32 protein-coding genes and 1 pseudogene are annotated in these 26039 nt (G+C 63.5%); 24 read left to right on the top strand and 9 right to left on the bottom strand.

The window, feature by feature from the left end:
- Positions 1–195: 195 nt before the first annotated feature.
- Both ACN20J_RS26095 and ACN20J_RS26090 read left to right on the top strand, forming a co-directional pair.
- On the top strand, positions 196–1320 hold the full coding sequence (locus ACN20J_RS26095) for a ParA family protein (RefSeq protein WP_419666920.1): 1125 nt from the start codon (positions 196–198) through the stop codon (positions 1318–1320).
- Between the two features lie 38 nt (positions 1321–1358).
- Positions 1359–1931: a HEPN domain-containing protein gene (locus ACN20J_RS26090; RefSeq protein WP_419668953.1), complete on the top strand. Its 573-nt coding sequence runs from the start codon at positions 1359–1361 to the stop codon at positions 1929–1931.
- A gap of 432 nt (positions 1932–2363) precedes the next feature.
- Here the strand turns inward: ACN20J_RS26090 and ACN20J_RS26085 are convergent, their stop codons facing one another.
- On the bottom strand, positions 2364–3119 hold the full coding sequence (locus ACN20J_RS26085; protein WP_419666919.1) for a GntR family transcriptional regulator: 756 nt from the start codon (positions 3117–3119) through the stop codon (positions 2364–2366).
- 71 nt (positions 3120–3190) lie between these two features.
- Between ACN20J_RS26085 and ACN20J_RS26080 the strand changes: the two genes are divergently transcribed.
- The 6 genes from ACN20J_RS26080 to ACN20J_RS26055 all read left to right on the top strand — a co-directional run bounded on the left by ACN20J_RS26080 (position 3191) and on the right by ACN20J_RS26055 (position 6271).
- Entirely contained in the window at positions 3191–3469 is a 279-nt protein-coding gene (locus ACN20J_RS26080; RefSeq protein WP_419668952.1) for a hypothetical protein, read from the top strand.
- 501 nt (positions 3470–3970) lie between these two features.
- The gene (locus tag ACN20J_RS26075; RefSeq protein WP_419666918.1) at positions 3971–4195 is read left to right on the top strand and encodes a hypothetical protein; all 225 of its coding nucleotides are present in this window, start codon (positions 3971–3973) and stop codon (positions 4193–4195) included.
- An 8-nt stretch (positions 4196–4203) separates the two neighbouring features.
- Positions 4204–4935: a GntR family transcriptional regulator gene (locus ACN20J_RS26070; RefSeq protein WP_419668951.1), complete on the top strand. Its 732-nt coding sequence runs from the start codon at positions 4204–4206 to the stop codon at positions 4933–4935.
- Complete coding sequence (locus ACN20J_RS26065) at positions 4932–5231, top strand: hypothetical protein (RefSeq protein ID WP_419666917.1); 300 nt, start codon at positions 4932–4934, stop codon at positions 5229–5231. Before ACN20J_RS26070 ends, ACN20J_RS26065 begins: the two co-directional genes overlap by 4 nt.
- 360 nt (positions 5232–5591) lie before the next feature.
- On the top strand, positions 5592–5879 hold the full coding sequence (locus ACN20J_RS26060; RefSeq protein WP_419666916.1) for a hypothetical protein: 288 nt from the start codon (positions 5592–5594) through the stop codon (positions 5877–5879).
- Positions 5876–6271, top strand: coding sequence for a DUF6188 family protein (locus ACN20J_RS26055; RefSeq protein WP_419666915.1), 396 nt, complete (start codon positions 5876–5878; stop codon positions 6269–6271). The genes ACN20J_RS26060 and ACN20J_RS26055 overlap by 4 nt, the downstream gene beginning before the upstream one ends.
- A 180-nt stretch (positions 6272–6451) precedes the next feature.
- On the opposite strand, the gene ACN20J_RS26050 is transcribed toward ACN20J_RS26055, so the two are convergent.
- A complete protein-coding gene (locus ACN20J_RS26050; protein ID WP_405568494.1) occupies positions 6452–6898 on the bottom strand; it encodes a hypothetical protein in 447 nt (148 codons plus the stop codon).
- A gap of 247 nt (positions 6899–7145) precedes the next feature.
- Between ACN20J_RS26050 and ACN20J_RS26045 the strand changes: the two genes are divergently transcribed.
- Positions 7146–7769 (top strand): DUF6000 family protein, encoded by a 624-nt coding sequence (locus ACN20J_RS26045; RefSeq protein WP_419666914.1) that lies wholly within the window; start codon positions 7146–7148, stop codon positions 7767–7769.
- 318 nt (positions 7770–8087) lie between these two features.
- Here the strand turns inward: ACN20J_RS26045 and ACN20J_RS26040 are convergent, their stop codons facing one another.
- Both ACN20J_RS26040 and ACN20J_RS26035 read right to left on the bottom strand, forming a co-directional pair.
- Entirely contained in the window at positions 8088–8414 is a 327-nt protein-coding gene (locus ACN20J_RS26040; RefSeq protein WP_419666913.1) for a hypothetical protein, read from the bottom strand.
- An 866-nt stretch (positions 8415–9280) separates the two neighbouring features.
- Positions 9281–9928 carry a DUF6082 family protein gene (locus ACN20J_RS26035; protein ID WP_419666912.1) on the bottom strand — a complete coding sequence of 216 codons (648 nt, stop codon included), beginning with the start codon at positions 9926–9928 and terminating at the stop codon, positions 9281–9283.
- A 595-nt stretch (positions 9929–10523) separates the two neighbouring features.
- Between ACN20J_RS26035 and ACN20J_RS26030 the strand changes: the two genes are divergently transcribed.
- Positions 10524–10823: a DUF6959 family protein gene (locus ACN20J_RS26030; protein ID WP_419666911.1), complete on the top strand. Its 300-nt coding sequence runs from the start codon at positions 10524–10526 to the stop codon at positions 10821–10823.
- Between the two features lie 192 nt (positions 10824–11015).
- Here the strand turns inward: ACN20J_RS26030 and ACN20J_RS26025 are convergent, their stop codons facing one another.
- A complete protein-coding gene (locus ACN20J_RS26025; protein ID WP_419666910.1) occupies positions 11016–11480 on the bottom strand; it encodes a hypothetical protein in 465 nt (154 codons plus the stop codon).
- Positions 11481–12186: 706 nt separating this feature from the next.
- On the opposite strand from ACN20J_RS26025, the gene ACN20J_RS26020 reads away from it, so the two are divergent.
- Positions 12187–12501 (top strand): hypothetical protein, encoded by a 315-nt coding sequence (locus ACN20J_RS26020; RefSeq protein ID WP_419666909.1) that lies wholly within the window; start codon positions 12187–12189, stop codon positions 12499–12501.
- 172 nt (positions 12502–12673) lie between these two features.
- On the opposite strand, the gene ACN20J_RS26015 is transcribed toward ACN20J_RS26020, so the two are convergent.
- Positions 12674–12883 (bottom strand): hypothetical protein, encoded by a 210-nt coding sequence (locus ACN20J_RS26015; RefSeq protein WP_419666908.1) that lies wholly within the window; start codon positions 12881–12883, stop codon positions 12674–12676.
- 1337 nt (positions 12884–14220) lie between these two features.
- Between ACN20J_RS26015 and ACN20J_RS26010 the strand changes: the two genes are divergently transcribed.
- Positions 14221–15432, top strand: coding sequence for an AAA family ATPase (locus ACN20J_RS26010; protein ID WP_359718204.1), 1212 nt, complete (start codon positions 14221–14223; stop codon positions 15430–15432).
- A 114-nt stretch (positions 15433–15546) separates the two neighbouring features.
- Here ACN20J_RS26010 and ACN20J_RS26005 read toward each other — a convergent pair whose 3' ends face one another.
- The 3 genes from ACN20J_RS26005 to ACN20J_RS25995 all read right to left on the bottom strand — a co-directional run bounded on the left by ACN20J_RS26005 (position 15547) and on the right by ACN20J_RS25995 (position 18432).
- Complete coding sequence (locus tag ACN20J_RS26005) at positions 15547–16740, bottom strand: hypothetical protein (protein WP_419666907.1); 1194 nt, start codon at positions 16738–16740, stop codon at positions 15547–15549.
- An 18-nt stretch (positions 16741–16758) separates the two neighbouring features.
- Positions 16759–17529 (bottom strand): AAA family ATPase, encoded by a 771-nt coding sequence (locus tag ACN20J_RS26000; protein WP_419666906.1) that lies wholly within the window; start codon positions 17527–17529, stop codon positions 16759–16761.
- Between the two features lie 438 nt (positions 17530–17967).
- The gene (locus ACN20J_RS25995) at positions 17968–18432 is read right to left on the bottom strand and encodes an NUDIX hydrolase (RefSeq protein WP_266500074.1); all 465 of its coding nucleotides are present in this window, start codon (positions 18430–18432) and stop codon (positions 17968–17970) included.
- 18 nt (positions 18433–18450) lie between these two features.
- Here ACN20J_RS25995 and ACN20J_RS25990 point away from each other — a divergent pair, with 18 nt between their 5' ends.
- The 12 genes and pseudogenes from ACN20J_RS25990 (at position 18451) to ACN20J_RS25935 (ending at position 25800) form a co-directional block, all read left to right on the top strand.
- Positions 18451–19230 carry a GntR family transcriptional regulator gene (locus ACN20J_RS25990; protein ID WP_419666905.1) on the top strand — a complete coding sequence of 260 codons (780 nt, stop codon included), beginning with the start codon at positions 18451–18453 and terminating at the stop codon, positions 19228–19230.
- Between the two features lie 139 nt (positions 19231–19369).
- Entirely contained in the window at positions 19370–19723 is a 354-nt protein-coding gene (locus tag ACN20J_RS25985) for a hypothetical protein (protein ID WP_200396910.1), read from the top strand.
- Between the two features lie 2 nt (positions 19724–19725).
- A complete protein-coding gene (locus tag ACN20J_RS25980; protein WP_419666904.1) occupies positions 19726–21081 on the top strand; it encodes an FtsK/SpoIIIE domain-containing protein in 1356 nt (451 codons plus the stop codon).
- A gap of 79 nt (positions 21082–21160) precedes the next feature.
- The gene (locus ACN20J_RS25975; protein WP_419666903.1) at positions 21161–21328 is read left to right on the top strand and encodes a hypothetical protein; all 168 of its coding nucleotides are present in this window, start codon (positions 21161–21163) and stop codon (positions 21326–21328) included.
- A 6-nt stretch (positions 21329–21334) separates the two neighbouring features.
- Entirely contained in the window at positions 21335–22006 is a 672-nt protein-coding gene (locus ACN20J_RS25970) for a DUF2637 domain-containing protein (protein WP_419666902.1), read from the top strand.
- Positions 22007–22023: 17 nt separating this feature from the next.
- Entirely contained in the window at positions 22024–22215 is a 192-nt protein-coding gene (locus tag ACN20J_RS25965; RefSeq protein ID WP_200396913.1) for a mobile element transfer protein, read from the top strand.
- Between the two features lie 12 nt (positions 22216–22227).
- Positions 22228–22383: a hypothetical protein gene (locus tag ACN20J_RS25960; RefSeq protein ID WP_419666901.1), complete on the top strand. Its 156-nt coding sequence runs from the start codon at positions 22228–22230 to the stop codon at positions 22381–22383.
- Positions 22384–22406: 23 nt separating this feature from the next.
- Positions 22407–22721, top strand: coding sequence for a SpdD-like protein (locus ACN20J_RS25955; RefSeq protein ID WP_419666900.1), 315 nt, complete (start codon positions 22407–22409; stop codon positions 22719–22721).
- An 88-nt stretch (positions 22722–22809) separates the two neighbouring features.
- Complete coding sequence (locus ACN20J_RS25950; protein ID WP_419666899.1) at positions 22810–23001, top strand: hypothetical protein; 192 nt, start codon at positions 22810–22812, stop codon at positions 22999–23001.
- Positions 22994–24373, top strand: coding sequence for a replication initiator protein RepSA (gene repSA / locus ACN20J_RS25945; RefSeq protein WP_419666898.1), 1380 nt, complete (start codon positions 22994–22996; stop codon positions 24371–24373). Before ACN20J_RS25950 ends, repSA begins: the two co-directional genes overlap by 8 nt.
- A complete protein-coding gene (locus ACN20J_RS25940; protein ID WP_419666897.1) occupies positions 24370–24576 on the top strand; it encodes an excisionase family DNA-binding protein in 207 nt (68 codons plus the stop codon). Before repSA ends, ACN20J_RS25940 begins: the two co-directional genes overlap by 4 nt.
- Positions 24573–25800, top strand: a pseudogene (locus ACN20J_RS25935) (site-specific integrase). The gene ACN20J_RS25940 and the pseudogene ACN20J_RS25935 overlap by 4 nt, the downstream one beginning before the upstream one ends.
- Positions 25801–26039: the final 239 nt, after the last annotated feature.

Below are 26039 nucleotides of genomic sequence, written 5' to 3'. Positions count from 1 at the left end.
GCCACACAGGTGGTGGGTGGGCATGGCGCCCTGAGCCGCCCCTCTCCTCGATGGATACACAGATCCCGTGAGGAAATTTCCCGTATATACCTATTTCGTACTATATGGGTTTCCCCTCAGTCGGGCCCACTCAATTGCCGCTTTCTAGTTGCTTTATCGGTGCAAGCTGGCACGGGTTCTGGCATGGTGTTCTCCATGACTGATGAGCAGAAGAGCTTGACTAGAATCGCTGTATTCAATCACAAGGGTGGGGTCAGTAAGACAACTAGCGTATTCCATATCGGTTGGATGCTTGCAGAGCAAGGCCATACAGTCCTCATGGTTGATACCGACCCCCAGTGCAATCTCACGGGCATGGTTATGGGCTTCAGAGGCTCGGGGGAACTCGAAGCTTTTTACGAGAATCACGGTGACTCAACTATTCGCTCTGCTGTAGCCCCTGCATTTGAGGGGCGCCCGCGGCCTATCGAAGCAGTCGAGACGGTGCAGGTGCCGGGCCGTACCGGACTCCACCTGATGGCTGGCGACATTCGACTCGCAGAGTACGAAGTAACACTTGGCATTGCCCAGGAACTCTCAGGCTCAATTCAGGCGCTACAGAATGTCCCAGGGAGCCTTTCCTACGCCATTGATATTACGGCACAGTCAATCGGTGCTGACTATGTACTGATTGACATGAGTCCGGGGTTGGGGGCGATCAATCAAAACTTGGTAGGTATCAGCGACTATGTGATTGTTCCCGTTGCTCCAGATTTCTTTTCTGTTATGGCTATCGACTCCCTGGCGCGGGTGCTGCCGCGATGGAGGAGGTGGGCTTCACAGGCTGCCGCGATGGAGATTCTTTCGGAAGCTGCTTATCCATTTCCGAACCGACAGGCTAAGGTGCTTGGTACGATCGTTCAGCGATTTCGGCCGCGCGCCGGAAAGCCTGCGGCAGCTTTTCAGCGCTGGATTGATGAAATCGGCACAGCGTTTAAAGCAAACTTGCGACCAGCTTTGGAAAAGAGCGGCCAAGCACTGTCGCGTGAGGCGTACATCGCCGCTGGAATTGGTCAAGATATGGCGCTTGCATACATTGCCGACTTTAACAGCCTCATTGGCGTTTCTCAGGAGCACAGTACTCCGGTTTTTGCACTCACGGCCGATCAAATCCCCAATGTCGGCGTCGTATTGGAGACGAATATCGAGTCCACCGAGAGGTTCCACGAGGAATTTTCTGAGCTGGCCCTTCGCATTGAGAACCTAGTGGCTTCTGGCCGTGGCGAGTCGGTTGGAACCCTTGATCCTGTAGAGGCTCCGACCGAGGTGGGCGGAGAATAATCGTGCCAAGCGCTGCGTATGATGAGTTTCTTAGACACATGCGGGCAGCTCGGCATACTTCGGGTACTGCAACAGCCTTGAGTGCGCAGGTAACGAGTGCCCTACAAGTTGATGATTTGCTGCGAGGGTCACTCGTTCAGGCCGTTAGCGCCTTGGACAGATATGTACATGAGGAAGTCCGCGTAAGACTCCTGCAGCACTTCAGCGATGATAGCGCTCCAAGTGCGATGCTTAGGTTTCAAGTTCCGCTTTCAGCGGTCTTGAGGTTTAGAGACGAAGGGGGCTTGGCGTGGCTTGACGAGATTGTCCGGTCGCGCCATTCGTTTCTCTCGTTCCAGGCTCCCGATAAGATAGCAGACGCGATTCGCCTTGTCAGTGATGGCGAATTGTGGAATGAAGTCGCCCAAACAATGGGTCGCCCAGTAAAGGATCTTAAGCAGGAGCTTAAGCTGATCGTGGCACGTCGAAACGCGATTGCCCATGAATCTGATATCAGCCCAGTTCCGCCGTATGATCAGAACGACATCAAAATTGAGGATGTAACTGGCACACTAGAGTTCGTGGACGGTTTGGTGTCAGCGATCCATTCTTTCCTTAATAGAACAGCGTGAACCAAGATTCGAGGTCGGTGGAGTTTCAATGACCGAGTCACGCTCATCGGTCACCCTCCACCAGTGAGGACAGCGCCGTCAGGTTCGTCTGTTCCTCAGCCAACGAAAGTCAGCCACGATGGCGGGTGCGCCGAACGATCAGGCGCGCGTGTGCCACAGGAACCACTACCGGGCCTCAGCCGTGCAGACCGCTGTCGTCCGCCAGAGCAAGCCGCGACGGGAGGCGTGGTGATGAGACCTTGAGGCCATGACTTCTTCGTCCCGAAGCAACCTGGGTGAGGGCTCGACCTTGGGCTGGTGTGTCTCTCACCTGCTGTGATGGTCCGTAGGTATGCGCGGTTGTCCGCCGCTGTGCGTTGGCGTTGTCACGCAGATAGACACTCAGCGCCTCGACCTGGCGATCGCCCCTTTTGGCGCTTCAGGTGCTGCCGACTAACGACCGATCGGGACCTCGTAGACGATCTCGCAGAGAGCCGCGGGCACCACAATGTCCGCCGTCTCCACGGGCCGCCCCTCGTCGCTGTAGTACGTCCGGCGAATGTGCGTGACCAGCGAGGTTTTCTGGATGCCGAGAAGTGACGCCTCCTCGGCGGTCGCTTGCCGTGGCTCCGGCTGCTCCACGGTGTGGCTGACGGTGACGTCGATCTCGGCCATACGGTTTACGACACCTGCCCCGGCATGTGGCCCACCCTCGGGGAGGACGACGAGAGTGCCGCCGGTGAGGTCATACGGCTCCCAACTCGTCGACAGTTGCACCGGCTTGCCGTCGGCGAGGAACTCGTACGCGGTACGGACGCATAGGTCGCCCTCGGGAATACCGAGACGCGCCGCGATCTCCGCAGGCGCCGGCACTTTGGCGTCGGTCCGGCTTTCCCAGTCACCCTGCCTGCCCACCGCCTTCATGTCCGCGCGAAACGGAGAGCCCTCGGGCTGCTCGCGCGCCGACGAACGAACAACCCGTACACGCCGCCGGGGCTCAGCGACGTAGGTGCCAGAACCGGCACGCCCCTCCAGCACACCTTGGGAGATCAGCAGCTCCTGTGCTCGGCGCACCACGTTCTCGCCCACGCCGTACTCCTGGCCAATCTGGGCGCGGGAGGGGAGCCGGTCTCCCGGTGTCCACTCGTGCTCCGAGATCCGCCGCCGGAGTTCGTCGGCGATGCGGAGATAGGGCGGTTGCTCAGGCATGTAGAAAATCTAGTCCACTAGCTCTAATCTAGTTAACTAGCTTTACTCAAAGTGATCACTGGTGACGGAGGCTGCCCTGTGCCTGCTTCGGAGGTACGCGCGGACGGTTATCCGCCGCCGGGCTCACCACACGTGTGGAGGAGCACGGCCACTGCACGTCGATCGAAGCGGAGGTGCCGGAAACGCTCTCCGCCGAGTCATGGCGGGAGGTCCTGGAGGTGGTGGCTGAGGCCGATCGATTCGGGCTCATCGCCACCAACTTGAACGGCCGCACCCTCTGGGCGGTCGTACGCAAAAGGGTCCCCGCGACGGGCGATGTCGGGGGACCCGCTACCAGCGATCGGAGCTGAGCAGCGTGCTCAACCGTATCCGTCGTGCCGTCTCGCACACCAACGAGCGGTACCTTCGCAAGGGCAGGCATCGCCGCCCCTTAACGTCCGCCCGGCCGATGGCCACTCCCCCAGGATTGTCCGACGAGCCAATGCCGTTCCTGGGACAGCATCGAGAACGCGCGGACGTTCTCGTGGCTGAGGAGACGGCGCTCGTCCGTCCGTATGTACTGGCCAGCGAGGAACGCACGCGACAGCTCTCGACGGCAGGGCCTCACCCGCTCCCTGCTGACACCTGGTTCGACACGGTGGGAGCTCGCTGATGCCTCTTCACCAGCAGCCTCGCGTCACGCGTGTGGAGGCCGTCTCCTACCGGTCGGGCTCGTGCCGGATCGGTACGCATCACGCATGCACGGAGTCCTCCCCGGCTGCGGCGTCGGCCGTCGTTCCGGTGATCTACGAAGCATGTGATTGCGCCTGTCACACGGCCGTGAATCGGGACCCGTCTGCGGAGGTGGCGCGGTGAGCGGATGGGCACCCAGGGGCGCGTCGGCTTCCACTGTCGAGATCACCTCGACCAGCGTGCAGTGCGGCGACGTCATCCAGGTAGGCGGCCAACCCTGCCGGGTGACCGACCTCGTCCAACTACCCCACGGCGCCAAGCAACTTCTGTTCGAGTCCGGCGAACTCCTGACCATGCACACACGGACCCGTCTCGTCGCCATGCGTGTCCTGAGAGGGCGGTGATCCAGACCATGCCTTCTCGCCGACACGGCATTGCCGATGACCTCCGGAACCAGATCGCCACCGGTCGGATCAAGGCTGGCGAACGCCTGCCCTCTGAGGCCCAGTTAGCCGCTCAATACGTGGTGAGCACGCCGACACTGCGGAGTGCTCTCGCAGTGCTTCAAAGGGAAGGCCTCGTCGAAAAGATCCACGGGAAGGGGAACTTCGTTCGCCACCCCCTCCGCAAAATCACGTACGTCGGCGGACGGGGCACGCTGGATACCCGGACCGCGGCTGAGGCACCTCTCCGCGTCACTGTCCGAACCGCCAAGATCCAGGCGCGCGGACATCTGACGGCTCTGCTGAAGGTGCCGACCAGCAGTCCACTGACCGAGTTCCTCTGCCTCAGCCATGAGGGGGAGTCGCCACACAGCCTGGCTCGTATCTACGTCCCCCGCGACCTGGTGCCGGCCGACGCGCTCGGCGAGTTGCCTACTGGCGAGGAGACCGCGGCGAGATTCACAGTGCTGCGCCCTCCATCCGCCAAAGTCCGGGAGACCGTCAGCGTTCGCCTCCCGACACCGGACGAAGTCTCGGCCCTTCGGATCAGTTCGACCTTGGCGGTTCTCGCCATTACACGCGTGACGGCAGACATCACCGAGCGCGTGGTCGAGGCCGCGCTCCTGGTGTTCCCCGGGGACCGTGCCGACGCGGTATTCACCACCCACCACGTGATCGACGAAAGCGGGACGCAAGGATGAAAGCCCAAAACGAGTTGAGGCTTCTCCCGTGGTCGGGGCCAGATGGCAAGCCCTGCTACCTCAGCACGGACGACAGCGACGGCTACATGTCCCGCCTGGCGGACAACATGGAAGCGGTCCAACTCGGGATGGCTGCTGAACTGCTGGAGCAGGCTCAAAAGCTACTCAAGGACAGGGATACGGAGACGGAGGAGCTGCGGCTTCTGACGACGAAGCTGACTGGAGCCTTGCGGGACGCGCTCCGCGTAGCGACCAGCCGCGGTGGTCGCCTGGCGCCTCCCGAATCTCACTGTTGAGAGGAAGGGAACCGAGAAGCCGCGACTGCCGACAGACCGTGGGTCTTCATGCTGTTCCTCGACCAGGACGGCATCACGCTGGTGGCATGCACCAGCGTCCGGCAGACCCAACTGGGTCCGCCACGACCAGACACCTGCCGAAGCTCTGCACCGCCGACACGCTGTCCAAGTCTGTTGGTGGAGCGTTGGGCGGTCCGCGGGGGCGTGCACCTGGGTTCGCTACAGCGGCATTGGCGAGACGGACCGTGGGTCGGGTCCCGCCTGAACGACGGTGAACGCGGCTGAATGAGACGGAAAGCGACACGGCAGCCACCGGAATCGCAGCGGCGCCATTCGATCTTCCGTGGCATGTTGGGTCGCATGGACAACGCGACGGACCCACGCAACCCTGCCGGGATCCGGGTGGGAGACATCTACGAGGACTGTTCCTTCCACCCGGTCCTGTGCACAGAGATCGACGATGACGGCGGCGTGGTCCTCAGCGGCATCTCGCTGATTGACGGTACCTTCCCGCACTCGTGCGACGCACAGTACTGCGCACCGATACGGATACCCGTCGAAGACGTCATGGCCATCAAAAACGATCTGAAGGCGTATGCCAGTCAGCGGCTGGCCGAACTGGGCGCTGTCGCCCGGGAGGCGGAGTGAAGGTGCCCACGTCCCTGATTGGGTCTGTCGTGGAGCGCACGGCGTTCGATCACCAGGTGCGGCTCAGCTTGCGGACGTCCGTTGAGGGCGAGGGGCGCAGTGTGGATGCGGAGTTGATCGTGGAGACACCGTTTCTGCTCCGCGATGCAGGCGGCGAATGGCGCGGACTGAAGCCGGGGACGGGCATACATCTTGCCCCGGTGCTCGATCTCTTCGGGCAGTTGATCACAGCCGTTGACGTCCAAGGCCGTGGCACCCTGACCATCGACTTTCGCGACGGTGCCGGCTTGCGTGTTGACCCCGACCCTCAGTTTGAGTCATGGAACTTGATCGGACGCGGCATCACCCCTGTCACCGTCGGGCCTGGCGGCGAGGAGCACTGGGAAAGCTGACGCTGGCCAACCCACAAGCGCAGTCGCGCTCTCAGCTTGGGAAGCCGCGATCATTCGTGGCCGGTTTGGGCGCTGACCTCGGCGAACGGCCGAGTTGCGGCGTCCTCGGCGACACCTGAGTGTCCCGTGATTCCCCGCTGTTCCCCGCCCTGACTGGTGCGGTTGTGGTGCAGCGGTCCGTCAGGGGCGCTCCAGGCGCTTGCCGATCACACGGCTGCTCTGCTCAATAAACGAGTGCATGGCTGCACGGCATCGGTCTCGCCGGGCTCGGTACTCGGGCTCTTCCGTGTCACCCCGTCGCCAGTAGGCTCCCAGAGCCTGACCAGCGTCATTGACCTCGCGTAGCGCGGCCAACAGCCCAGCATCGTGGGACAGGATCTGCAGCCGTGCGGATGCCAGACGATGACTTGCCAGATCCCACTCGATCACGCGGCCCTCAAGGTTCAGTACCTGCTCTTCCCAGACGCGGTTGAGGAAATCTCCGCTCGAAGCCGCGATTTGGGCGCAGGCATCCATCAGCAGCTCGACAGTCTTGGCGCGTGCCTCACTGCGTTTGTTCAGGTGCTGTCCCAGCAGAGCGATCGCCGCGCCGGTAATGGTTGCCAGAAGCGTCCCCCATGCGTCCATGCCAAGAAGACTTCCCTCACCAACACGCTTTCCAACTGTGGTGGTGTCACCGGGGGCCCCGTACAGGGGCGTTCAGCTGGGTTCATGGGCGGTTGGACCGCGCGACGAGCCCTGCGTGCGGTCCTTCCTGAACGGCCGTGAACTGGGTTGAACGAGACGGAAACTGAGACGGAGAGACGCGCGGGGCTGAAACGCCTGAGCGGCGGGATTGCTGGTCTGACAGCTTCGTCCGTACAAGGATGCTGGCATGCGCTGGACCCGTGATGAGTACGAGATACTCAAGTTGACTCGCCGCTATGTCACGCGCGACCGTCGGTATCTCAAGCTCGGCGGCGCACTTCGCGGTATGAGTGGGCGCGACCGAGCCAAGTTCATGCGGAAGCTGGGCAAGGCTGCCGGTGAGATCAGTCCTCGTGAACTGGGCGTGCTGCTCGACCGAGGATGGCGCGAGAGGGGAACGGCCGCCTGGCTCGTCGCCGTTGCCGGCAGAACCGAGTTCCGGGAACGTCTCGGCGAACTCCTGCTCGCCAGCGCGGGGCCCTTCGCGGGGCAGGCGTACTGCGTCGCTCTGGCCGCCTTCGGCACCTCTGCCGACGCTGACCTCCTGGTTGCTTACCTCGATCGCTACCTGCCTCGCCTTGACCTCTACTACGACCAGACGGATGCCCTTGGTGCGCTCTTGTTGCTCGACGCCAAGCTCGGTACCGACCGCACGGCCCGGTTCCTCGTCCCGGGCGGACTCTGGCAGCAGTGGATCGACGGGCCGGCCAGCAAGGCACGCGAGGACCCCAAAGACCCCGACGAGTACCGGGAGTTCATCGGGATGCTCTGCGCTTTCGCTGATGAAGCTGCCAAACACTGTTCGATCTGATCCTCAGCCGACGACAGCACGCCACGATGGCGGGTTAGCCGACGGACTCTGCGCGCGTATGCCTCGCTGTACCCCCACCAGCCTCAACCACGCTGCTGGGACCGTCGACCAGAGCAAGCCACGACAACCGGCCCCTGACGACAGTGCGGCGCCCTCAGCTTGGGGAGCTGCGGCTATTTGGGGCTGGTTCGGGCGCCGACCTGGGCGAAAGCCTGCGGTGTGGCCTCGTGGGGCTTGGCTGCTTTCACCGTGGTTCCCCGCTGCTTCCCGCCATATCTGGTGTGCTAGTGGTGCGTTCGTCGCCCTAACGCGGGAAACCTACAGATCAACACGTGTCGTGGCGTCACCCCGCCGGAGAACGACGTGTGCAGGCCGGAACGGCAGACTGCGCAGAGTCGGCTCCAGGACCTCGAACAGAGCATCGGCATCGGGTCCGTAGGCGTACACGACGGCTTCGCCTCCTCCGAACTCGTTCCCGTCGACCTCCCCGACGCCTGCCTTCTCGGTCGCTGCCTCCATCGCCTGTTCAGCTTCGTAGATCTGCTCGCGCTGGTCGACATCGCCGAAACCGTCACTGGCAAGCCTGAAGTGTGCGATGACGGCATGCTCCTCATCCCCGCTGTCAGGGGCAGTGGGTGTCTCCATGCCGCACACACTGTCATTGGGGTCTGACGTCCTCACCGGCGTGTCCGCCTCGGATCCGCCCGGCCCCTACGCCTTCCAAGTCTGTTGGTGGGGGTGAGGGGTGCGCTCACGGCCGTTCACCTGGGTTCCTGATGGAGCAGGGGACGGCATTGTCACTCTGGCGGAACTCGGCTGAACGGCCGTGAACGTAGCTGAATGAGGCGGAAACTGAGACGGGGCCCGGGCTGTTCGTGTGCCATAGGGGCCGACTACTGGCCGACCCGGGTGGCCAGTAGCAGAGAGGCGCAGGACGGCACCGAGGGCGAGCGAACCGCAGGGTGAACTGGAAGACACTGTCTCGCACCCTCGTCGTGATCCAGTCCGTGTCGCTGTGTCAGAAATTCAGTTCCGGATAATTGATCGCAGGGTGGGGGCGGAGTGAAGGTCAGACTACCTATCGATAGACTCGTATAGTCGAATCGACTTATTGACTCACCTCTCGTCTCGCGATGTGGGATAAATCGTCGGCGGATTAGGGGATTCCGTCAGGCTGTTAATAATCTAGCGCTTTCTCTGCGCGCGGAAAGGAGGGTGCCCCTTCTCTGAGAGAAGGATGGCACAATTATGCGAATTCTGAAACGACTGGACATCCCAATGGGAAGCTGTATCGATGACTCGACGTGCCCGGGAGTGTTTTCACTGTCCACGGGTGACGTAGCCTTCATCGGCCGTACAGCCTCACCTGAACTTCGGAGCACGATTCCCGTTGGCTCCGGCGTAGGCGTTGGCGAGGACCTCGTGGTGGTTCCGCGAGAGGTCCTAATCAGCGCAGGTTGGACTCCGCCAGCCTGAGGCTCTTCGGGCATGCGATCCAGGTGGCCCAGCACCTACTGATGTCCACCGTAATTGTTCAGTCGATGTGAGTGCGCAAGTTCCGCCAGGTCATAGAACTTGTGCATCGTGCCGCCATGCTGAGCTATTTGGTCTCGTGCGACCTGGGTCGCTTGCCAGAAGCCGCGCATTACTTCGTTGTTAAAAATTCCGCGGAGAGAGTTCACGACTTCTTCGTCGGTGTAGTACCCCAGTTCATAACACATGCACTGGTGGGAAATTATCAAGTTGCAGTAGAGATACTGCTTCCTGCGGTCGTCGGAGATGTTGGGTCCGTAGCCCGACCAACAGTGCATCAGCGCAGGATCGTTGATCGCCATTTCCAGCAGCTTTATGTGGCGAGCGCGAACAGCCGCCTCGGCGGATCGCTGCACGGTCTTGTGCTGGCTCTCTACCATTTCGCGCTGCATGCACAGTTCCGATGTCTGGGATTCGAGTACCTCGCGATGCATACGAGCTTCTTCGCCCTGCTGTTGAAATGTGCGAGCGATATAAACGAGTACCACGACCGACGTGGCGGCTGCGGCTGCCCCATAAGCCTGCCCGGCATTTCCGGTCTCAGCCGATTGGATAAAGGGAAGCCATGTGAGCGCGAGCGTGATCCCCAGAGATCCAATACACGAGGCCAGAGTTATGGTCGCCAATATGAATGTCTCCCGCCTGCGAGATGACATGGCCATTGTGCCCCCAGTTTATCCAAACGCTCCTCATGCTTCTCGAAGGAATAATTACCCCAAGGCATATGCCGAAAACTGCTTGCTGGGTGCACAGAGGGCGCATGCAGATATGCACCCTGCTGCCGGCCCAAGCGGATTGATCGGCTACATTTGACGCCACCCTGAAGCGATTCAGCATCGCAAGAATCAAAGGCCGCAAAAACCCTGTACACATGCGCCTTTCGGATAGAACCCACTGATCAGTCAGACGGCGTCCGGTGGGGGCTGCATTTTTCGGAATATGCGCCTCCTATGTGACCGTGCGCCCCCTTGTGCGCCCTTGCCTTCTGCGGGCGAAGCTACCGTGTCACCCATCCGACAAGCCGACGCTCTTCTCACACTGGCCAAGACCAGAGGTCACCTATCAAGCCCGGTAGGTGGCCTCCCTTCCGGTGCTCCCCGCACGATTAGAGCCTGTGACAACCGCTTTAGGAGTTCGATCGAGCCGTCTCCATGGAGCCCTTCTGCGGGTGCGGCTGCGCCATGCAGGACTGCCCAAGGCCGCCTGTGTACCCCGTCGTTGATGTCAGCTGGTGATGTCAGGTTGGATGGCCCGATGGAGCGTGTTGAGGCAGAGCTGTTCACTGACGGCGGGAACGATGCTGTGGTTCGCCTGCCCGGTCGCCGCTTCCCCGGTGTGCTGGTCCAGGGCGACTCACTTCACATCCTTCGCAGCGACGTGGCCGAGTTGGCGGAGGCCTGCGAACGTGGCGACCTGGCTGACGCGGGGCAGTCCGCCGGCCTTCTACTGGAGCATCTCGACGCACTGCTGAACCGCTACTCCACGGCGTTGGAAGAGCACCAGATTCAGCGGCCCTACTGAGGGGCGGAACTCTCAGCTTGGGAAGCTGCGGGCATTGGTGGCGGTTCGGGGGCTGGCCTGGGCGTCTGGACGAAGCGCGGCCTCATCGGGATCGGCCCCTTTCCCCGTAGTTCCCCGCTCGATCTGGTGCGCTCGTGGTGCGGCGCGAAGGGGAATGGCCGCGGCGACTGTGCCATTGCTCTGATTCGGATCTCAGAGGTGTCGCTTGGAGATGCCGATCAAGCGGCCGATACTGTTCCCGGTGTAACTCCTCCGGTGGTCGAACTCCGCTCGGTTATCCGCCTTGTACAGGCTTGCGACGTCGTCAAGGATGGCTCTTGCTGCTTCGCTGAGAGACTCGTCATCAGTGAGCAGCACGACGCGCAGCATGGCCTCCTGAGCGCGAGTGCGAAGATCGTAGGATCGGGCCCGCACTTCCTCGGCGTCCTCTGGAGGCGTCTGCTCGTGTAAGCAGAACCACAAGTGCACCAGGCAGCGGCGGTAGTTGATCAGTGCACCGGCATAGGCAGAATATGCGTCCAGACGCTCCTGCCTCAGCCTTTCCTTCTGTGCGAAGTCGTGGCTCTTGTCTACTGCGCGTTGCTGAAACAGCAGGGTGATGCCGGAGCCAAGTAGGGTCCCAAGGACGGCTATGGCACTGGCGATGATGGCTTCCACTGCACCAGCCCACCATGTTGACTTGCTGGCTGGGTAGCACACAGCAATCCGATCTCTACCAACACGCTTTCCAACTGTGTTGGTGGGGGTTTGGGCTCTGTGCAGGTGCGTTCACCCGCGTTCATGGGCGGTTGGCTGTCAGCGCTGGGACGGCCCCGGGTCTCGCCTGAACGGCCGTGAACGGCACTGAATGAGACGGAAACTGAGACGGACGGTGGGGCCGCGATCGCTAGCATCTTCGCTGTTGAAGGGGGAGTGATGGCACTGGTCCGCAAGGGATCGCGACGGATCGTTGTCGACGGCACGGCCTACCGCTGGCGGCCGCGAGGCAGACCGACCTACTTCCAGGGGCTGGCCTGGTCGCCGTGCACGTTCGCAGTCGAGCATGCGGACACCCCGGGCATGACGCTCGTGGTCACCACCGATCAGCCGCATCCGAGCAACTGGATAGGGCGCCCGGCTGAGTCTGTACTGCCGTCCGGTGTTGCTGCGGCTGTTCGGCTTGCCCAGCGTGAGGGTTGGACTCCGACGGTTCCGGGCTCCGCCTTCCACCTCGACCAGGCCGCCGGCTTCACGCCCTCGTCCCTGAGCGGTGTAGAGAGTGAGCACCGCAGGTGACTTGGCTCGCTGCCGTCCACCGCTGTTGATGTCACCTGGTGATGTCAGGAGGGTGCGGCTGGAGTGCGCCTGCTGGCACCATGCGCACGTGGTTGACCTCGCGCGCATCAAGGCAGAGACCGTGGCGTACTTCCGAGCACTCGATGAGGAAGCCACCCTGCGGCATCACTTCCGGCATACCGACGAGGAAGGCGGCTTGTGGTACTTCGAGGCTGTGCCCGACGGCAGCGAGTTGACTGTCGTAAAGCAGGCCGAGTTCGCGCCGGACGGTGCGCTCTACCGATACAGCTGGGAGCACCTGGAGGACGAACACGGCTTCCTGACGGACCAGGCGCTCGATCCCAAGGAAGACCAACTGGAGTCCATAACAGCCGAGGAGTTCCAACGGCTGTGGGCCCGATGAACGCCGGAGCACCATGTAGGAGGGAGACTGAGACGTAGCACGAGTGACCTGCGGGTTGTCGCATGGCCTGACTACTGCGAACTTGCCCGCCCGGCACCGCCATTGACCCTAGGTGGCCGCTGTATCTGGCACGACGTGGCACGCGGCCCTGCACTTGCTGAGCCTGGCGACGCTAGTGCTCACGACTTGCCGGGTACCCGTACCGATCCTCAATCTGACGCTCGGCGCGGGGGCATGCTGCCATCATCCCGTTCGGTGTCTCATAGCTGCTGGTCGGCTGTTCCGCACAGTCCTTCTCGCCATGCCACGAACAGCCGCCTCGCCTTCCCACCGTGCCCTTGCTGTGCAGCGTCGCGTCGTAGGTGTGCTTCACGATGGACACGAGTGCTCCTGAGGTGAGCTGGGCCTGAGGATTCAACGGTAGCCAGAGCCGGGGGTTCGGAACAGGACTTGTATGTCCTTCGCACTCTCAGCTTGGGAAGCTCGGGTCTCCTGGGGGTTGCTACTGCGCTGACCTGCGGTCGGGGCGATGTCGGGCCTTGGCCGCACCGTGGCCGGTCCCCGCTGTTCCCCGTAGTTCCCCGCAGGATCTGGCACGCGAATGGCACGGCATCTCCGCTCCGGAGCGCGCGCGGAGGCTGGGCCTTGGAGCGTCTGAGCGTCCATCGACGATAGTCAGCCACGACGGCGGGCGCGTCGCCCGATCACGCACGCGTATGCCTTGCTGACCCCACCGGCCTCAGCCGCGCTGCCATGTCGTCGACCAAAGCAAGCGGTGCCGGCGGGAGCGTGGCGATGAGACCTTGAGTGATGGCTTCTTCGTCCCGAACTGCAAGGTCATGCCTGCGGTCTTGGTGGTTGCTGTACTCCGCTGCCGTACAGCAACCACTATCGCTCGCCTTAAATGAGCGGACCGTCCGTACGTGTCCGTCCGGAGTGTCCGCCGGGAGGTCGCCACAGCCGGACTGGACGGATCACGCGTCTGCCTTGATCCGGCATTACTGCCGATGGGCCGCAAGGAGAGTGACGAGGATGCCAGCGATGGTGAACACCAGAGTGACGCCAGCAGTAGCGACGGTCAGAGGTACCGCAATGGACGGATGTGTGTAGGTCACATACACCAGCCCGCTGCCCAAGATGAGGACGAGTAGGACGAAGCTCAGGGCCAGCAGAGGAAGTAGGGCAGGCGGAATGGCTGTCGACGGCGGCTGCTGAGATCCCTGATGGGTGCTTGGTTCAGACATGGACGTCCTTCGGATCAGATGTGAACCTGGCGGGCAGAGCACCCCCAGTCCCTGTACGCAGGCCACCTCAGCCAACTGCAACGTTATTGACTCGTGCTCGGATGACTGCGATGCCGACAACATTGACGCGGCGGAACCGAGTTGGGCCAGATGTCCGTCTCGTTCGCCGGACGGCCCCGGACGACCAGTCGGCACGGCAGGATGGCTCCGGAAACGCCTAAGAGAGAGGAGCAGCGTGGCCATGGGTAGGGGAGCCCGGAGACGCTGGGGACCACTGCGGGGATCCGAGGAAGAAAACGAGCTCGCCACCCTAATCCGCAAGTGGCTGGACGATCGAGAGCTATCGGTCAGCGCGGTGATCAGCCGTTTCACACCGGATCACTTCTCTGGACAATCGCCGCCTGGACGTACTGCGACCTACACGAGGCTCGCTGGAGAGGGCCTCAACTGGGAGTTTGTCGATGCCGTCGCAGACGTGATCACAGCGACCGCAGTCGAGAATCAGCAATTGCTCACGACAGCACGACCTCTGTGGGAACGGGTCCTCGCCAACGACGAACGAACCGATTCGAGCCAGACCACGGACATCGTCGCCACCATGCGCGAGATGGTGGATCTGTCCCAACAGCTCCGAGAAGCCCAGCATCACCTAACAGATCTCAGAGCCCAGAACCAAAGCCTCGCCTGGGCACTAGTTATGACTTGCGAACAGATGCGCGCCCATATCGCGACTCTGCGCGCGAACCGAGGACAGGAGGTGTCTCGCGAGATTCCCGCAGAGCCGTCGTGGTCGTATCGACCCGGGCCACAGGTGTTGACGTGGGCGGAAGCCAGTGATCAGACCTCGCAGTTGCTTTCTGAGTGGGCGAAACGGATCACGCGATTTGCCCAAGAACTCGTGCGCCTAGAAGCCACCGCAACGGCATCATCTGGCAACAGCCTGGGTCTCTCTGAGGCGATCGAAACGACCTTGCGGGAGCTCGACACAGACCTCGCCCAGGCCGCTCGTCAACTGAGTGGCCCTGTAGCGTCCGGCTCCAGCAATGAGCTCACCGAGCCAGACCCCGAATACACCGGAGGTGGCTTCTTGCGAGCCGTGCGCTTGGATGTAGAGCGCCTGACGCCGGAGCGCTTCCTCCCAGACGACATGACCGACTACGTCCTAGAGCCGGGCACCGATCGCGTGCTGACTATCCCCATGGTCGGGCACATGCGTGAGGGCATCACCATTGCGCCTGGAATCACCATTCTGGCCGGCCCTAATGGGGTGGGTAAAAGCGTTGTACTTGAAGCTCTCTCGCACACTTTACAGGGAGACAGAGCACGCAGAACGTCCGACTACCGTCCTCTGAGCCGACGGCTCTCTGCTGCGCTGGAGATCGCTTTCCACCATTGCCCGAGACCACAGGATGTTTGGTACTCGTCCTACCTGAGTCTCCGAGAGAGCCGCAACCCGCGACTCAGCGCTGGGGAAGTCTTTCGCACTAGGTTGGAAGGGATGAGTCCCAAGCCGGGTGTGCTGTACCTTCTGGATGAGCCGGAAGTCGGGCTTGACCGGTCCCTCACCGAGGAATTCATTTCCTGGATGAATGATCGCGTCGAAGACGGGTGTCAATTCATTATAGCGACCCACAGTATGACGTTAGCCTCGTTGGAGCATGCGCACGTAATTATGCCGATCCGTTGAGCGCGAAGTGCACAGAGTGGCATTATGCTGGCGCCCGTGCAGACTGACCCAATCGCGGTTGTAATTCAGCGCTGCAATGTTTTCGACGCAGTATCTACGGCTATGAGTGGCCAACTATGGAGTTCCAATGCCCGTTGCGGTCTGCAGCAACTGATTCCTGGTCCCTTCTTCGATGGGGTGTTCTCGGGTGTATTGAATGATGCGTTGCCTGAGCGCATCGCGTCCCGCGTCAGCAGGAGATCCTTTTTCCCAATTTTCACGTTCCTGAAGACACTCCGAGATCAATATGTCCCGTGCCTCTCCTTCTGGACAGTCACCTAGGAGTTCAGTAAGGGCGGGAGGAAAATAGAGACGGATACGATTGATTGCAGGGGTGCCAAGTCGATTGATTCGTGATCCGCCCGACGCGTAGCGAGAAACTTCAATCAGAAATGGATTCCAGCCAATTCCAACTTTGGAAAAATAAATATCATACCAGGTGCGGAGTAGCTTTTTGCCATGGAAACGTTCTAGCTGCTCACCCCTTTCAACGATTTCTTGTACCTTGACATCAATTTTCTCTGCAAGGCTACGCAGATCAATATTTGTGATCTTTGCGAGAAAACGAGCTGCAGATTCTTGGATATGGCCTTGAGCGACAGAGAGGTCACTGGTGTCAATTGTCAGGGTTTCGCGCGGGAGAACTTCCTTGAGACGAAGACGCTTCTCTTCTTCCACCTGCCGCGTCGCAACATGCAGCAAAGAAGATTGGACATCAGAACTTGATCGCAAGCCAACCATTTCTACGTAGGGTTTAATTACCTCATAGAGAGCTTCTGCGTCAAGAAGAAGGTTCTCCACCATGGTGACTGGCCATGCGACCACAAAGTCAGGAAGAGGCACGCCGCCTTGGTCATCGTCCACCAATCCGAAGACAGGAATTCCCGGCAAGTGGAGCTCTGAGTGGCGCATCTCACTGGTAGACTTGATGACTTGGCTCTTTCCCTTACTGGGCACCAGTGCCCAGTGAGAAGTTTCAGGAAGAAGCAGTCTAATAAGCCGCTCGTCAGTGGCTTTAGCTCCATCGTCTGGTTCACCTTCGATAAAGACAATGGGCTTGCATCGAGTAAGCATGTGAGTGGAGCCGGTAATGGAACGAACGGCCTCAAGGCGTTCCGTGCTATCCACAAGCCGACTCAATTGATTATCGGCTGCCAAGTCTGCCGGGCTCAGAAGAAAAAGTTCATCTTTGGTCAAGGCATCCAGAAGTGAGGGTGAGTGAACGGTGAAGATGAATTGTGCGCGCTCTTCTCGGGCGAGTGTTCGCATGTACTCCAATACGTTAATTTAGAGAAGAGGGTGTAGGTGCAGTTCAGGCTCATCAAGCAGTACGGTGAGAGGGACTACGCCAGTAGGTGGGAGTTGAGCAGACTCTCCTGAAAGCTGAGCGACCTGCCGCTCGATAAACGGCAAGAATAGGGAGATGGCAGCCTTCTCGCCGGATGACATTTCGTCAATATCGAATGTGCGGCCATCTGCAGCAATTCCAGTGCTGCGGAATTCGCATCGCATGTCATTGAGGTTTGCATCGTTGATGCCGACCCACTCCAAGTGAGGGAGAAGGGTGGAAACTAGTTCGGCAAACGGCCCAAAAAGGTCTGGAACAGTATCAGGGTCAATTTTTCCACCTTGCTCTTTGAACTGCCTCCCGAGAAGGGTTTGCTGTTTGTTGCGAATGCGTAGAATTGATGACTTAACGAAAGCCTGTGCATCATCACCGCCTGTCCCCTTTCGGGACAACCCAGCGAATTGATGCAGGTTAGCGAAAGGGTATTGAATGCTCGGCATGGTGTCTTGCTTGAGGATATTTTCGTAGGTCGTGTTCAGGCTTACTACGGCAACTTCATTCAGCTGTGAAGATCGCCATGTGCGGTGCGGACCGACATAGAGCAATTCGGTGCTGGCTTCGAGGAATTGTGCTTGGCTTTTAAGCTGCTCCAGAAGGCTGGATTTTCCGGATCCGTTGGGTCCTGCGATTGCTACAAGGTTTGGTAGATTATCTGCCGCCGCGCGGCGAAGGCCTCGGAGGTTTTGTACGTCGAAGCTTCGGATGGCCATCTGGGCTATGTCCTCTGAGGTAAGAGCCTAGCGAGGCGTTGGGCTGAGAGCGATAGCGTACGGTTCGGAGCAAGCCAGGCGGCTGCCGACAGGAAAATAGGTCGGTGGAGCGGCTTTGGGGTGGCGCTGCTTTGGCGTGAGTGATCATGGCCCCGTAAGCTTCCGGCGCGTCGGGCAGTCTGTGGACCTGCCCGGTAAAGCACGACGTTGGGGCCATGATCTTCGAGGCTCGCGCCAAAGTGGCTCCGTAAAGCCGTGGAGCCGACCGCCCCAGCCACGACGTACTCCTTCTCTCGCCTCTGGCGGCTGATTGCTCTGCGCGCGGCACGGGCGCCGGCCGGGCTGGAGCGGGGCGGAGACAGGAGCGCAGGCCCGGCCGGGGGCCGGGCCGCGCGCGCGGGGAGCGGAGCGAGCCGCCTTGATGAAGTAGGGAAAGTTCTATCCCGCTGGGATGAGGCGCTTGCCGTCGTGGCTCCGCACGTGAGGGCCGTTGCCGTCCAGGGCATCCAAGAGCCGGATCGAGTAGACCTCCGCCATGCACTCCGACACTTCATCAGGCGTGAGCCACGCAACCGCGGTCGACTCGCTCGACGTGCGCTCCATGCCGCCTGACGGCTTGCAGCGGAAGACCAGGGCAACGATCCCCCGGGTCGTGTTCTTGTAGACCCCGGTCAGCTCGTCCACCTCGACGTGGATACCCGTCTCCTCGAAGACCTCGCGGGCTACGCCCGTCTCTGGGGCCTCGCTGAGTTCGAGTACGCCGCCCGGGAGCTCCCAAGTGCCGTTGTCGGCGCGGCGGATCGCCAGGAGGCGGCCATCTTCGCGCACCACTACTCCGGCTACAGATACGGAGTGCAGCGGTGGCGACGTTGCTTCCTGTGATTGACTCATGTACAGGAGCATAGGAGGAAGAGAAGGACTATGGAAACAACGGTGGGAGGGGAGAGGTCCGTACCTCGGTACGTGCAGATCGCCGAAGAGATCGTTCAGCAGATTCGGGCAGGCATCCTCAAGCCTGGTGACATGGTGCCGAGTGAGTCCGAACTCGTCGAGCGCTACGGCGTCTCGGGCGGGACGATCCGCAAGGCCATGGCCGAGGTGCGCGCGAGCGGGCTCGTCGAGACCCGGCACGGCAAGGGCTCGATCGTGAAGGATCGGCCGCCCGTACGGCATCGCTCCTCCGATCGCTTCCGGCGCTCGCTCCGGCAGGGCGGCCAAGCCGCGTACCTCGCCGAGTCCTCGCAGTCCGGCGCCACGGCCAAGGTGAGCGTCCTCTACATCGGCCCGATGGAGGCTCCCGAGGATGCCGCCCGGCGGTTGGGCGTCCCCGCCGGCACTCAGGTGCTCGCCCGGCGGCGTCTCTACTTCCGTAACGGCACCCCGGTCGAAACCGCGTCCTCATACCTCCCTTGGGACGTCGTGAAGGAGATCCCCGAACTGTTCGCCGAGAACCCCGGCGGCGGTGGCATCTACGCCCGACTCGAAGACCACGGGCACGAGTTCACGGAGTTCGTCGAGACGCTGCAAGCGCGCCCGGCCTCCAAGGCGGAGTCGTCCGAGCTGGCGCTCAGCCCCGGTGCCCCGGTGGTTCACCTGGTCCGGGAAGCGCGTACAACCGAGGGCCGTGTCGTCGAGGTCTGCGACACGCTCATGGCCGCTGACCAGTTCGTTTTCGAGTACCGGATCCCTGCCGCCGACTGACGCACGCTCAACTCCCCTCAGCCCGTCGTGAGTTCTTCTTCGCGGCGGGTTGACTCATGTATAGGAGTCAGGCACTCTTCTTCCTGTCACTCATATACATGAGTGACGGAGTCCAGCCCCTATAGAGGAGTGAACTGCTGTGCGTCAGATTCCCGTCGACACCGCCAACGCCACCGTGATGGTCGCCAAGGCCCCGCAGCCCAAGGTGAAGGACCGTCGTACCGGCGAGATCGCCCTCGACAAGGACGGCGTGACCCTGATGACCGTGGAGGTCATGTTCTCCACGCCCGAGGAGGTGGAGATCCTCAAGCTCACCGTTCCGCAGCCCGGCGTCTCCGAGGACCTGACGATGGGCACCCCGGTCGCCCTGACCGGTCTGGTCGCCTCGGCGTGGGAGAACGAGTTCAACGGGCAGAAGCGCCACGGGATCGCGTTCCGTGCGGTCGCTGTCACCTCCCTCGCCGCCGCTGCCTCGAACGCCAAGGCGGCCTGATCATGACCGCCTTCACGGTCGCTCTGGTGCTGGTCGTCGCTGCCGCAGGTCTTCTGCGGTGGCGGCGCCCCGCCTGGTACTGGCTGACCTTCGGCGTCACCCTCGCCACGCTGCGGGTCGCCTTCCGCTACGCCTCCGTCATGGATGCCTGCGGGCTGACCGTCCCGCCCTCGCGCTGGCGTCTCGCCCTCGCCCGGGTGGCCAACCGACCGGTTCCCGAGTCCCGCGCACCGCGCATCCTGCGACTGCGTCCCACCCGGACCGGCCTGGTGCTGCGGCTCAAGCTCCGCCCCGGACAGGACGCCTTCGATGTCTCGGCCGCCACCGATCGGCTGCGCCACTCCTTCGGGATGTACGGCGTCACTTCGCGTGAACTGCGGTCCGGCGTCGTCGAGTTGAGGATGACCGGCTATGACGTCCTCCAGCGGGTACAGATGCCCGCCAAGGTCGACCGCGCCCCGATGCGCATCCCGGTCGCGCTGCGCGAAGACGGTGCGATCCACTACCGCGACTACCGAACCGTTCCGCACGGGCTCACGCTCGGCGCCACCGAGTCGGGCAAGTCCGTGTATCAGCGCAACCTGGTCGCCGGACTCGCCGAGCATGACGTCGCCCTGGTCGGCATCGACTGCAAGCAGGGCGTCGAACTCTTCCCGCTCGCCCGCCGTTTCTCCGCCCTCGCCGACAACCCCGACACCGCCCTCGAACTCCTCGACGCACTCGTCTCCCACATGCAGGACGTCTACCAACTCATCCGCGCCCAGCAGCGCATCAGCGTCAACGTCCCTGACGCGGAGATCGCCGCCGACATCTGGGACCTGCCCGCCGACATGCGCCCGGTCCCGGTCGTCGTCATGGTCGACGAGGTCGCCGAACTCGCCCTGTTCGCCACCAAGGACGAGGAGAAGCGCCGGGACCGCATCATCACCGCCCTGGTCCGCCTCGCCCAGCTCGGCCGTGCTTCTGGGATCTACCTGGAGATCTGCGGACAGCGCTTCGGTTCCGAACTCGGCAAGGGCATCACCATGCTCCGCGCCCAGCTCACCGGCCGCACCGCCCACCGCGTCAACGACGAAGCCTCCGCGAACATGGCCTTCAGCGACATCGCCCCGGACGCCGTCCTCGCCGCCATCCAGATCCCCACCGAGACCCCCGGCATCGCCGTCACCGGCGACTCCTCCGGAGGCTGGGCCCGCATCCGCGCCCCGCACACCTCGCTGCGCCAAGCCGTGAACATCTGCAACAAGCACGCCGACCGCACCCCGGACCTGCCCGCCCTGGAGCCCTTCCGGCCCGCCGTCGCCCCGCTACCCTCGGCCCGCGTGCCGCTGTCCAAGACAGCGCCCGCCACCGCCTGACCACTCCCGCTCCACCGGTCGGCGCGATCGCGTCGCGCCAGGTCCCTACCCCCTCCATGCCCGAAACGGAGTCGTCCCCGTGACCGTCGTCCCGTTCCCGAAGCGCACCCCGCCTCCCGGCCCGGTCGACCCGCTGGAATCCGCCCTGCTGTCCGCCTGGAACAACTCGCCGGACGTCATGGACGACTACCGCGACACCGAGCCCGACGAGGTCACCGACCCCGGTCACGAACCCGAAGGAAGGTGACAGGTCATGCCCCGCTCGATCCGCCCGGACGCCGTCCTCGTGCAAGCCGTGATCGCCGGAGCACTGTCCTTCGCCCACCTGCACGACTTGGCCGCCGCTGCCGGACAGGACGGCTGGAAGGCCTGGGCCTACCCGATCAGCGTTGACCTGCTACTGGTCGCCGCGTGGCGTCGGCTGCGTACCGATGGCCCGTCGCGGCTGGCCTGGTCCTGGTTCCTCATCGCGCTCGTGGCCTCGCTCGGCGCCAACGTCGCCACCGCCGGACTGCTCAACCTGAACGACGTTCCGGACTGGCTGCGCATCCTGGTCGCCGCCTGGCCCGCGCTGGCCTTCATGGGCGGCACGCTCCTCGCCCACTCGGCCACGGCCGAAGACCGGGTGCCGGATCCGCCGGCACCCGCAGCCCCCGAGTCCGCTCCGCAGCTCCCGGAACCTGCGGCCTCCACCCCGGACCCGGAGCCTGCCGAGATCCCCGCGGCTGAAGACACCCCGGCCCTGCCCGCCGCCGACCCGACCCCGACGGCTCCGGCTGTCCCGGCCGCCCTGGTCGACCACGCCCGCAAGGTCGCCGACGACCACCAAGCCCGAACCGGGTCCCGGATCGACGTCGACACCCTGCAAGCCCGTCTTGGCGTCCCGCGCCAGCTCGCCGACGCCATCGCCGCCCAACTCACCTGATCAGGAAGGAGATCCACATGCCTGCCCGCGACCACTTCCACTCGTTGATGCAGATCGGCCCGGTGCAGATCGGCACCCACCGCGACCGCCACGGTCAGACCAAACACGCCGCCGTGTGCACCGCCGACCGCTGCGGCTGGTCATCCGACTTCACGAGCCAGACCGCCGCCCAGCTCGCGGCCCGCACCCACCGCTGCAAGGTCCGCTAGGAGGCCATCGCCATGGACGTCCCGCTCTGGCTCGCCCTCGCCGCCATCGGCTACCTCGGCATCAAGCTCATCCGCCCGCCCTGGTGGCTCGTGGCCGTGCTCCTCCTCGGCGGCTACCTCCTCGCCGACAGCCTGCTCTCCCCGGTCATCGACACCGCCGTCAAGTAACCACCAGCGAAGGGAGATCCACCATGTTCCACCCCAAGGTTCCGACCATGCCCCAGCCCACCGGCCTCGTCACGCCGCCCGCCGCCGTCGAACCGACCGCAGTGGTCCGGCACGCTCCGGCGGCCCCCGCAGTGTCGGCCCCGGCTCCGACTCGGCCCACCATCCAGCTCACTCCCGGCGCCGTCGTCGCCCTCGTCGGCGGTGGCACGGCCGTGGTCTTGGTCGTCGGCGCCGTCCTCGTCTCGATGCTCCTCGCGGTCGCCATCACCGGTGCATCCGTCGCCATCTGCGCCCTGGTCATCCGCTCACTCATCACCAGCGAGGCAAAGCGCCACTGACCGGCCCCCAGGCGGCCTCAACCGCCAAGTCTCCGCCGCCCGGGAGCCGTGCCCCTCTCCGATCTCGCAACCGGAAGGAACACCCAGCATGACCCCCCGCACCCGACCTCCGTCCTGCATCTGCCCGAACTGCAACGGCTTCGCCTCCGCCGCCATCACCCTCGGCGGACGCGACCGGCACGGCCGCCTGCGGACCATCACCGCCAACTGCCCGGCCTGCCACGGCACCGGCACCGGCACCACCCGACGCTCGCCCGTCCGGGAGGGCGCCCGTGCCTGACATCCTGCTCGACCCGATCACCCTCGGCGACCTGCTGAGGGTGGCTTCGGCCGACGACTTCGACCGCTGGCAGGACCAGATCCGCCGTACCGGCGGCTGCTCCGATCCGATCCACCTGACCGGCTGGGCCCTCGCGAAGGACAAGACGACCGGCGAGACCCTGCACCACTACTCAACCGAGAACGAGCCCGGCGGACGCCTCCGCCTCGCCTGCGGCAACCGCCGCGCCTCCCGCTGCCCCTCCTGCGCCTGGACGTACGCCGGAGACACCTACCACCTCATCCGCGCGGGCCTGGCCGGAGACGACCGCCGCGACATCCCCGCCACCGTCCGCGAACACCCCCGCGTCTTCGCCACCCTCACCGCCCCCTCCTTCGGCCCGGTCCACAACCGACCCGACCGAGGCACCTGCCACTGCGGCACCCGCCACCCCTCCGACGATCAGGCACTCGGCACTGCCCTTGATCCGGAGACGTACGACTACGCCGCTGCCGTCCTCTTCAACAACCACGCAGGCGACCTGTGGCAGCGCTTCACCACCCGCCTACGCCGCGAGATCGCCGCCCGAGCCGGACTCACCCGCCGCGAACTCGCCGAACACGTCCGGCTCTCGTACGGCAAGGTCGCCGAGTTCCAGAAGCGCGGCGCACTGCACTTCCATGCGGTGATCCGCCTGGACGGACCGGAGGGTCCCGACACCCCGCCCCCGTCCTGGGCAACGGTCGACCTTCTCGCCGACGCGATCCGCGCCGCTGCCGCGCACTCCTACACCTCGGTCTCCGTGCCCGCCGCCGACGACCAGCCCGCCCGAACCTTCCGGTGGGGCACACAGCTCGACGTCCGCCCGGTCAAGGCCTTCGGTGACGGCTCGGACATCACCGAACAGGCCGTGGCCTCCTACGTCGCCAAGTACGCCACCAAGGCCGCCGAGAACACGGGAACCCTCGACCGCCGCATCGGCGAACTCTCCGAACTCGACCGCCACCAGGTCCCCGACCACACCCGCCGACTCATCAAGGCTTGCAAGGAACTCGACCCCTTGTACCCGGACCGGCGGCTCTGGGCGTGGGCTCACATGCTCGGCTTCCGGGGCCACTTCTCCTCGAAGTCCCGCCGGTACTCGACCACCCTCGGGGAACTCCGCCAGGCCCGCGCCGACTTCCGCGCTGCCCAGGAACGCGAAGCCCTCGGCCTGGAGGACCGCGAGCCGGACACCGTCCTCGTCCTCACCGACTGGCAGTACGCCGGACACGGTCACACCCCCGGCGAATCCGCCCTCGCCGCCACCATCGCCCGCGACCTCCAGCACAACCGCGAAACCGCCCGTGAAGCCCTACGCGACCAACTGGCCATGGAAGGAGTGGCCGCATGACGACCACCATGATCGAGCGGAAGTGGCACACCACTGCCGAGGTCGCCGACATGCTTGGTTTCGGCCTGTCCAAGACCAAGATGCTGGTGCTCACCGGGGAGATCCGCTCCGTGAAGGTCGGCCGCAACCGGCGCATCCTCCCGGCCTGGGTGGACGAGTACGTCCAGCGGGTCACCGCCGACGCCGAAAGGTGGGCGTCATGAGCGGCAAGCGTGGCAACGGCGAAGGCTCCATCTACCCGTACAAGAACGGGTACGCGGCCTACGTCTGGGTGACCAAGCCGGACGGCAAGCGGGCTCGCAAGTACGCGTACGGCAAGACCCGCGAAGAGGTCCACGAGAAGTGGCTCGCGCTCCATGCGGAAGCGAAGAAGGGCCCGGTCGCCACCCGTCACCGGACGCTCTCCGCCTTCCTCGCGTACTGGCTCGACTCGATCGTGAAGCCCAATCTCGCCCCCTTGTCGTACGTCTCGTACGAGGGGTACGTGCGCCTCTACATCGCCCCGCACCTGGGTTCGAAGCGGCTGGACAAGCTGACCGTGCGGGACGTACGCGAGTGGCTGACCAAGCTGGCGACCGTCTGTCAGTGCTGCGCGCAGGGGAAGGACGCCAAACGGGAAGCTCCCCGCCGGAAGTGCTGCGCGGTCGGTGACTGCTGCGAGTCGTACCCGTCCCGGCGAGTGATCCAGGGTTCCCGCGACGCTCTGCGGGCCGCGCTCACCCATGCGGTCACCGAAGAGGAGATCAGCAGGAACGTGGCGTCGTTCGTGAAGGTGCCCAAGCCTCGTCGTCGCCGGATCAAGCCGTGGTCCGTTGCTGAGGCGGGTCGGTTCCTTGCCGATGCCGCCGCTCGGGACGATCGCCTCTTCGCGGCCTGGGTTCTCGTGCTGTGCCTCGGGCTCCGCCGTGGTGAGGTCCTGGGCCTGACGTGGAAGTCCGTCGACTTCGAGAGGGGAGAGCTGTACGTCGACCACCAGATCCAGCGTGCGGGGCGGCAGATCCTGCACCGTGAGACCAAGACCGAGGACTCCGACGACTTCCTGCCTCTGCCGGCGCTCTGCCTCAAGGCGCTGCGGCTGCGCCGTGCTCAGCAGACCGGCCGACCGGAAAGCTGCCGGGGAGGTCTGGCAGGACAGTCGCGGGCTGATCTTCACCACGAAGTACGGAACCCCGATCGAGCCGGGCAACCTGACTCGCATGTTCGCACTGAGGGCCCGCCGTGCTGGTCTTCGATTGATCCCGCTCCGGAACACCCGGCACACGTGCAGCTCACTCCTGGTGGCCCTGAAGGTCCATCCGAAGGTGGCTCAGCGCATCCTCCGGCACTCGCAGATCGCCATGACGATGGAGGTCTACGCCGAAGCAAGCGAGGAAGCGGTGCGCGAGGCGCTGGACAAGCTGTCAGTGACGATGGGCGGCATCGGTTGAGAATGCCGCGGCACGCCCAGCGGATCTGCTAAGCGAGGTCCGCCCTGCCATATATCTGTCCCTCGATCTGTTGGATGCGGTGCACTTCTTCGCACAGGGCGTAACCTCCCCCGGCGCAGCGCGTTGCACATGAATGACCTCCCTACCCCTTTTAGGGACAGGTAGGTCAGCAGCCGAGGCTGTCGGCGGCCCCTCGTCCCAAGAAAGGGACCAGGGGCCTTCCGCATGTCAGGGCGGGT

The sequence above is a fragment of the Streptomyces sp. 2-1 genome (assembly GCF_048564895.1).
Taxonomy (GTDB): Bacteria; Actinomycetota; Actinomycetes; order Streptomycetales; family Streptomycetaceae; genus Streptomyces; species Streptomyces phaeochromogenes.
This window is presented reverse-complemented; position numbering and strand designations above follow the sequence as displayed.

Coding starts and splice junctions, on each gene's coding strand:
- ACN20J_RS26085 (WP_419666919.1), bottom strand. CDS start 3,119: ATGCCTGAGCAACCGCCCTATCTCCGCATCGCCGACGAACTCCGGCGG.
- ACN20J_RS26000 (WP_419666906.1), bottom strand. CDS start 17,529: ATGGCCATCCGAAGCTTCGACGTACAAAACCTCCGAGGCCTTCGCCGC.
- ACN20J_RS26005 (WP_419666907.1), bottom strand. CDS start 16,740: ATGCGAACACTCGCCCGAGAAGAGCGCGCACAATTCATCTTCACCGTT.
- ACN20J_RS25990 (WP_419666905.1), top strand. CDS start 18,451: ATGGAAACAACGGTGGGAGGGGAGAGGTCCGTACCTCGGTACGTGCAG.
- ACN20J_RS25995 (WP_266500074.1), bottom strand. CDS start 18,432: ATGCTCCTGTACATGAGTCAATCACAGGAAGCAACGTCGCCACCGCTG.
- ACN20J_RS26050 (WP_405568494.1), bottom strand. CDS start 6,898: ATGGACGCATGGGGGACGCTTCTGGCAACCATTACCGGCGCGGCGATC.
- ACN20J_RS26040 (WP_419666913.1), bottom strand. CDS start 8,414: ATGGAGACACCCACTGCCCCTGACAGCGGGGATGAGGAGCATGCCGTC.
- ACN20J_RS25960 (WP_419666901.1), top strand. CDS start 22,228: ATGGACGTCCCGCTCTGGCTCGCCCTCGCCGCCATCGGCTACCTCGGC.
- ACN20J_RS25980 (WP_419666904.1), top strand. CDS start 19,726: ATGACCGCCTTCACGGTCGCTCTGGTGCTGGTCGTCGCTGCCGCAGGT.
- ACN20J_RS26045 (WP_419666914.1), top strand. CDS start 7,146: ATGCGCTGGACCCGTGATGAGTACGAGATACTCAAGTTGACTCGCCGC.
- ACN20J_RS25965 (WP_200396913.1), top strand. CDS start 22,024: ATGCCTGCCCGCGACCACTTCCACTCGTTGATGCAGATCGGCCCGGTG.
- ACN20J_RS25940 (WP_419666897.1), top strand. CDS start 24,370: ATGACGACCACCATGATCGAGCGGAAGTGGCACACCACTGCCGAGGTC.
- ACN20J_RS26030 (WP_419666911.1), top strand. CDS start 10,524: ATGTCAGCTGGTGATGTCAGGTTGGATGGCCCGATGGAGCGTGTTGAG.
- ACN20J_RS26090 (WP_419668953.1), top strand. CDS start 1,359: ATGCGGGCAGCTCGGCATACTTCGGGTACTGCAACAGCCTTGAGTGCG.
- ACN20J_RS26095 (WP_419666920.1), top strand. CDS start 196: ATGACTGATGAGCAGAAGAGCTTGACTAGAATCGCTGTATTCAATCAC.
- ACN20J_RS25950 (WP_419666899.1), top strand. CDS start 22,810: ATGACCCCCCGCACCCGACCTCCGTCCTGCATCTGCCCGAACTGCAAC.
- ACN20J_RS26070 (WP_419668951.1), top strand. CDS start 4,204: ATGCCTTCTCGCCGACACGGCATTGCCGATGACCTCCGGAACCAGATC.
- ACN20J_RS26065 (WP_419666917.1), top strand. CDS start 4,932: ATGAAAGCCCAAAACGAGTTGAGGCTTCTCCCGTGGTCGGGGCCAGAT.
- ACN20J_RS26060 (WP_419666916.1), top strand. CDS start 5,592: ATGGACAACGCGACGGACCCACGCAACCCTGCCGGGATCCGGGTGGGA.
- ACN20J_RS25970 (WP_419666902.1), top strand. CDS start 21,335: ATGCCCCGCTCGATCCGCCCGGACGCCGTCCTCGTGCAAGCCGTGATC.
- ACN20J_RS25955 (WP_419666900.1), top strand. CDS start 22,407: ATGTTCCACCCCAAGGTTCCGACCATGCCCCAGCCCACCGGCCTCGTC.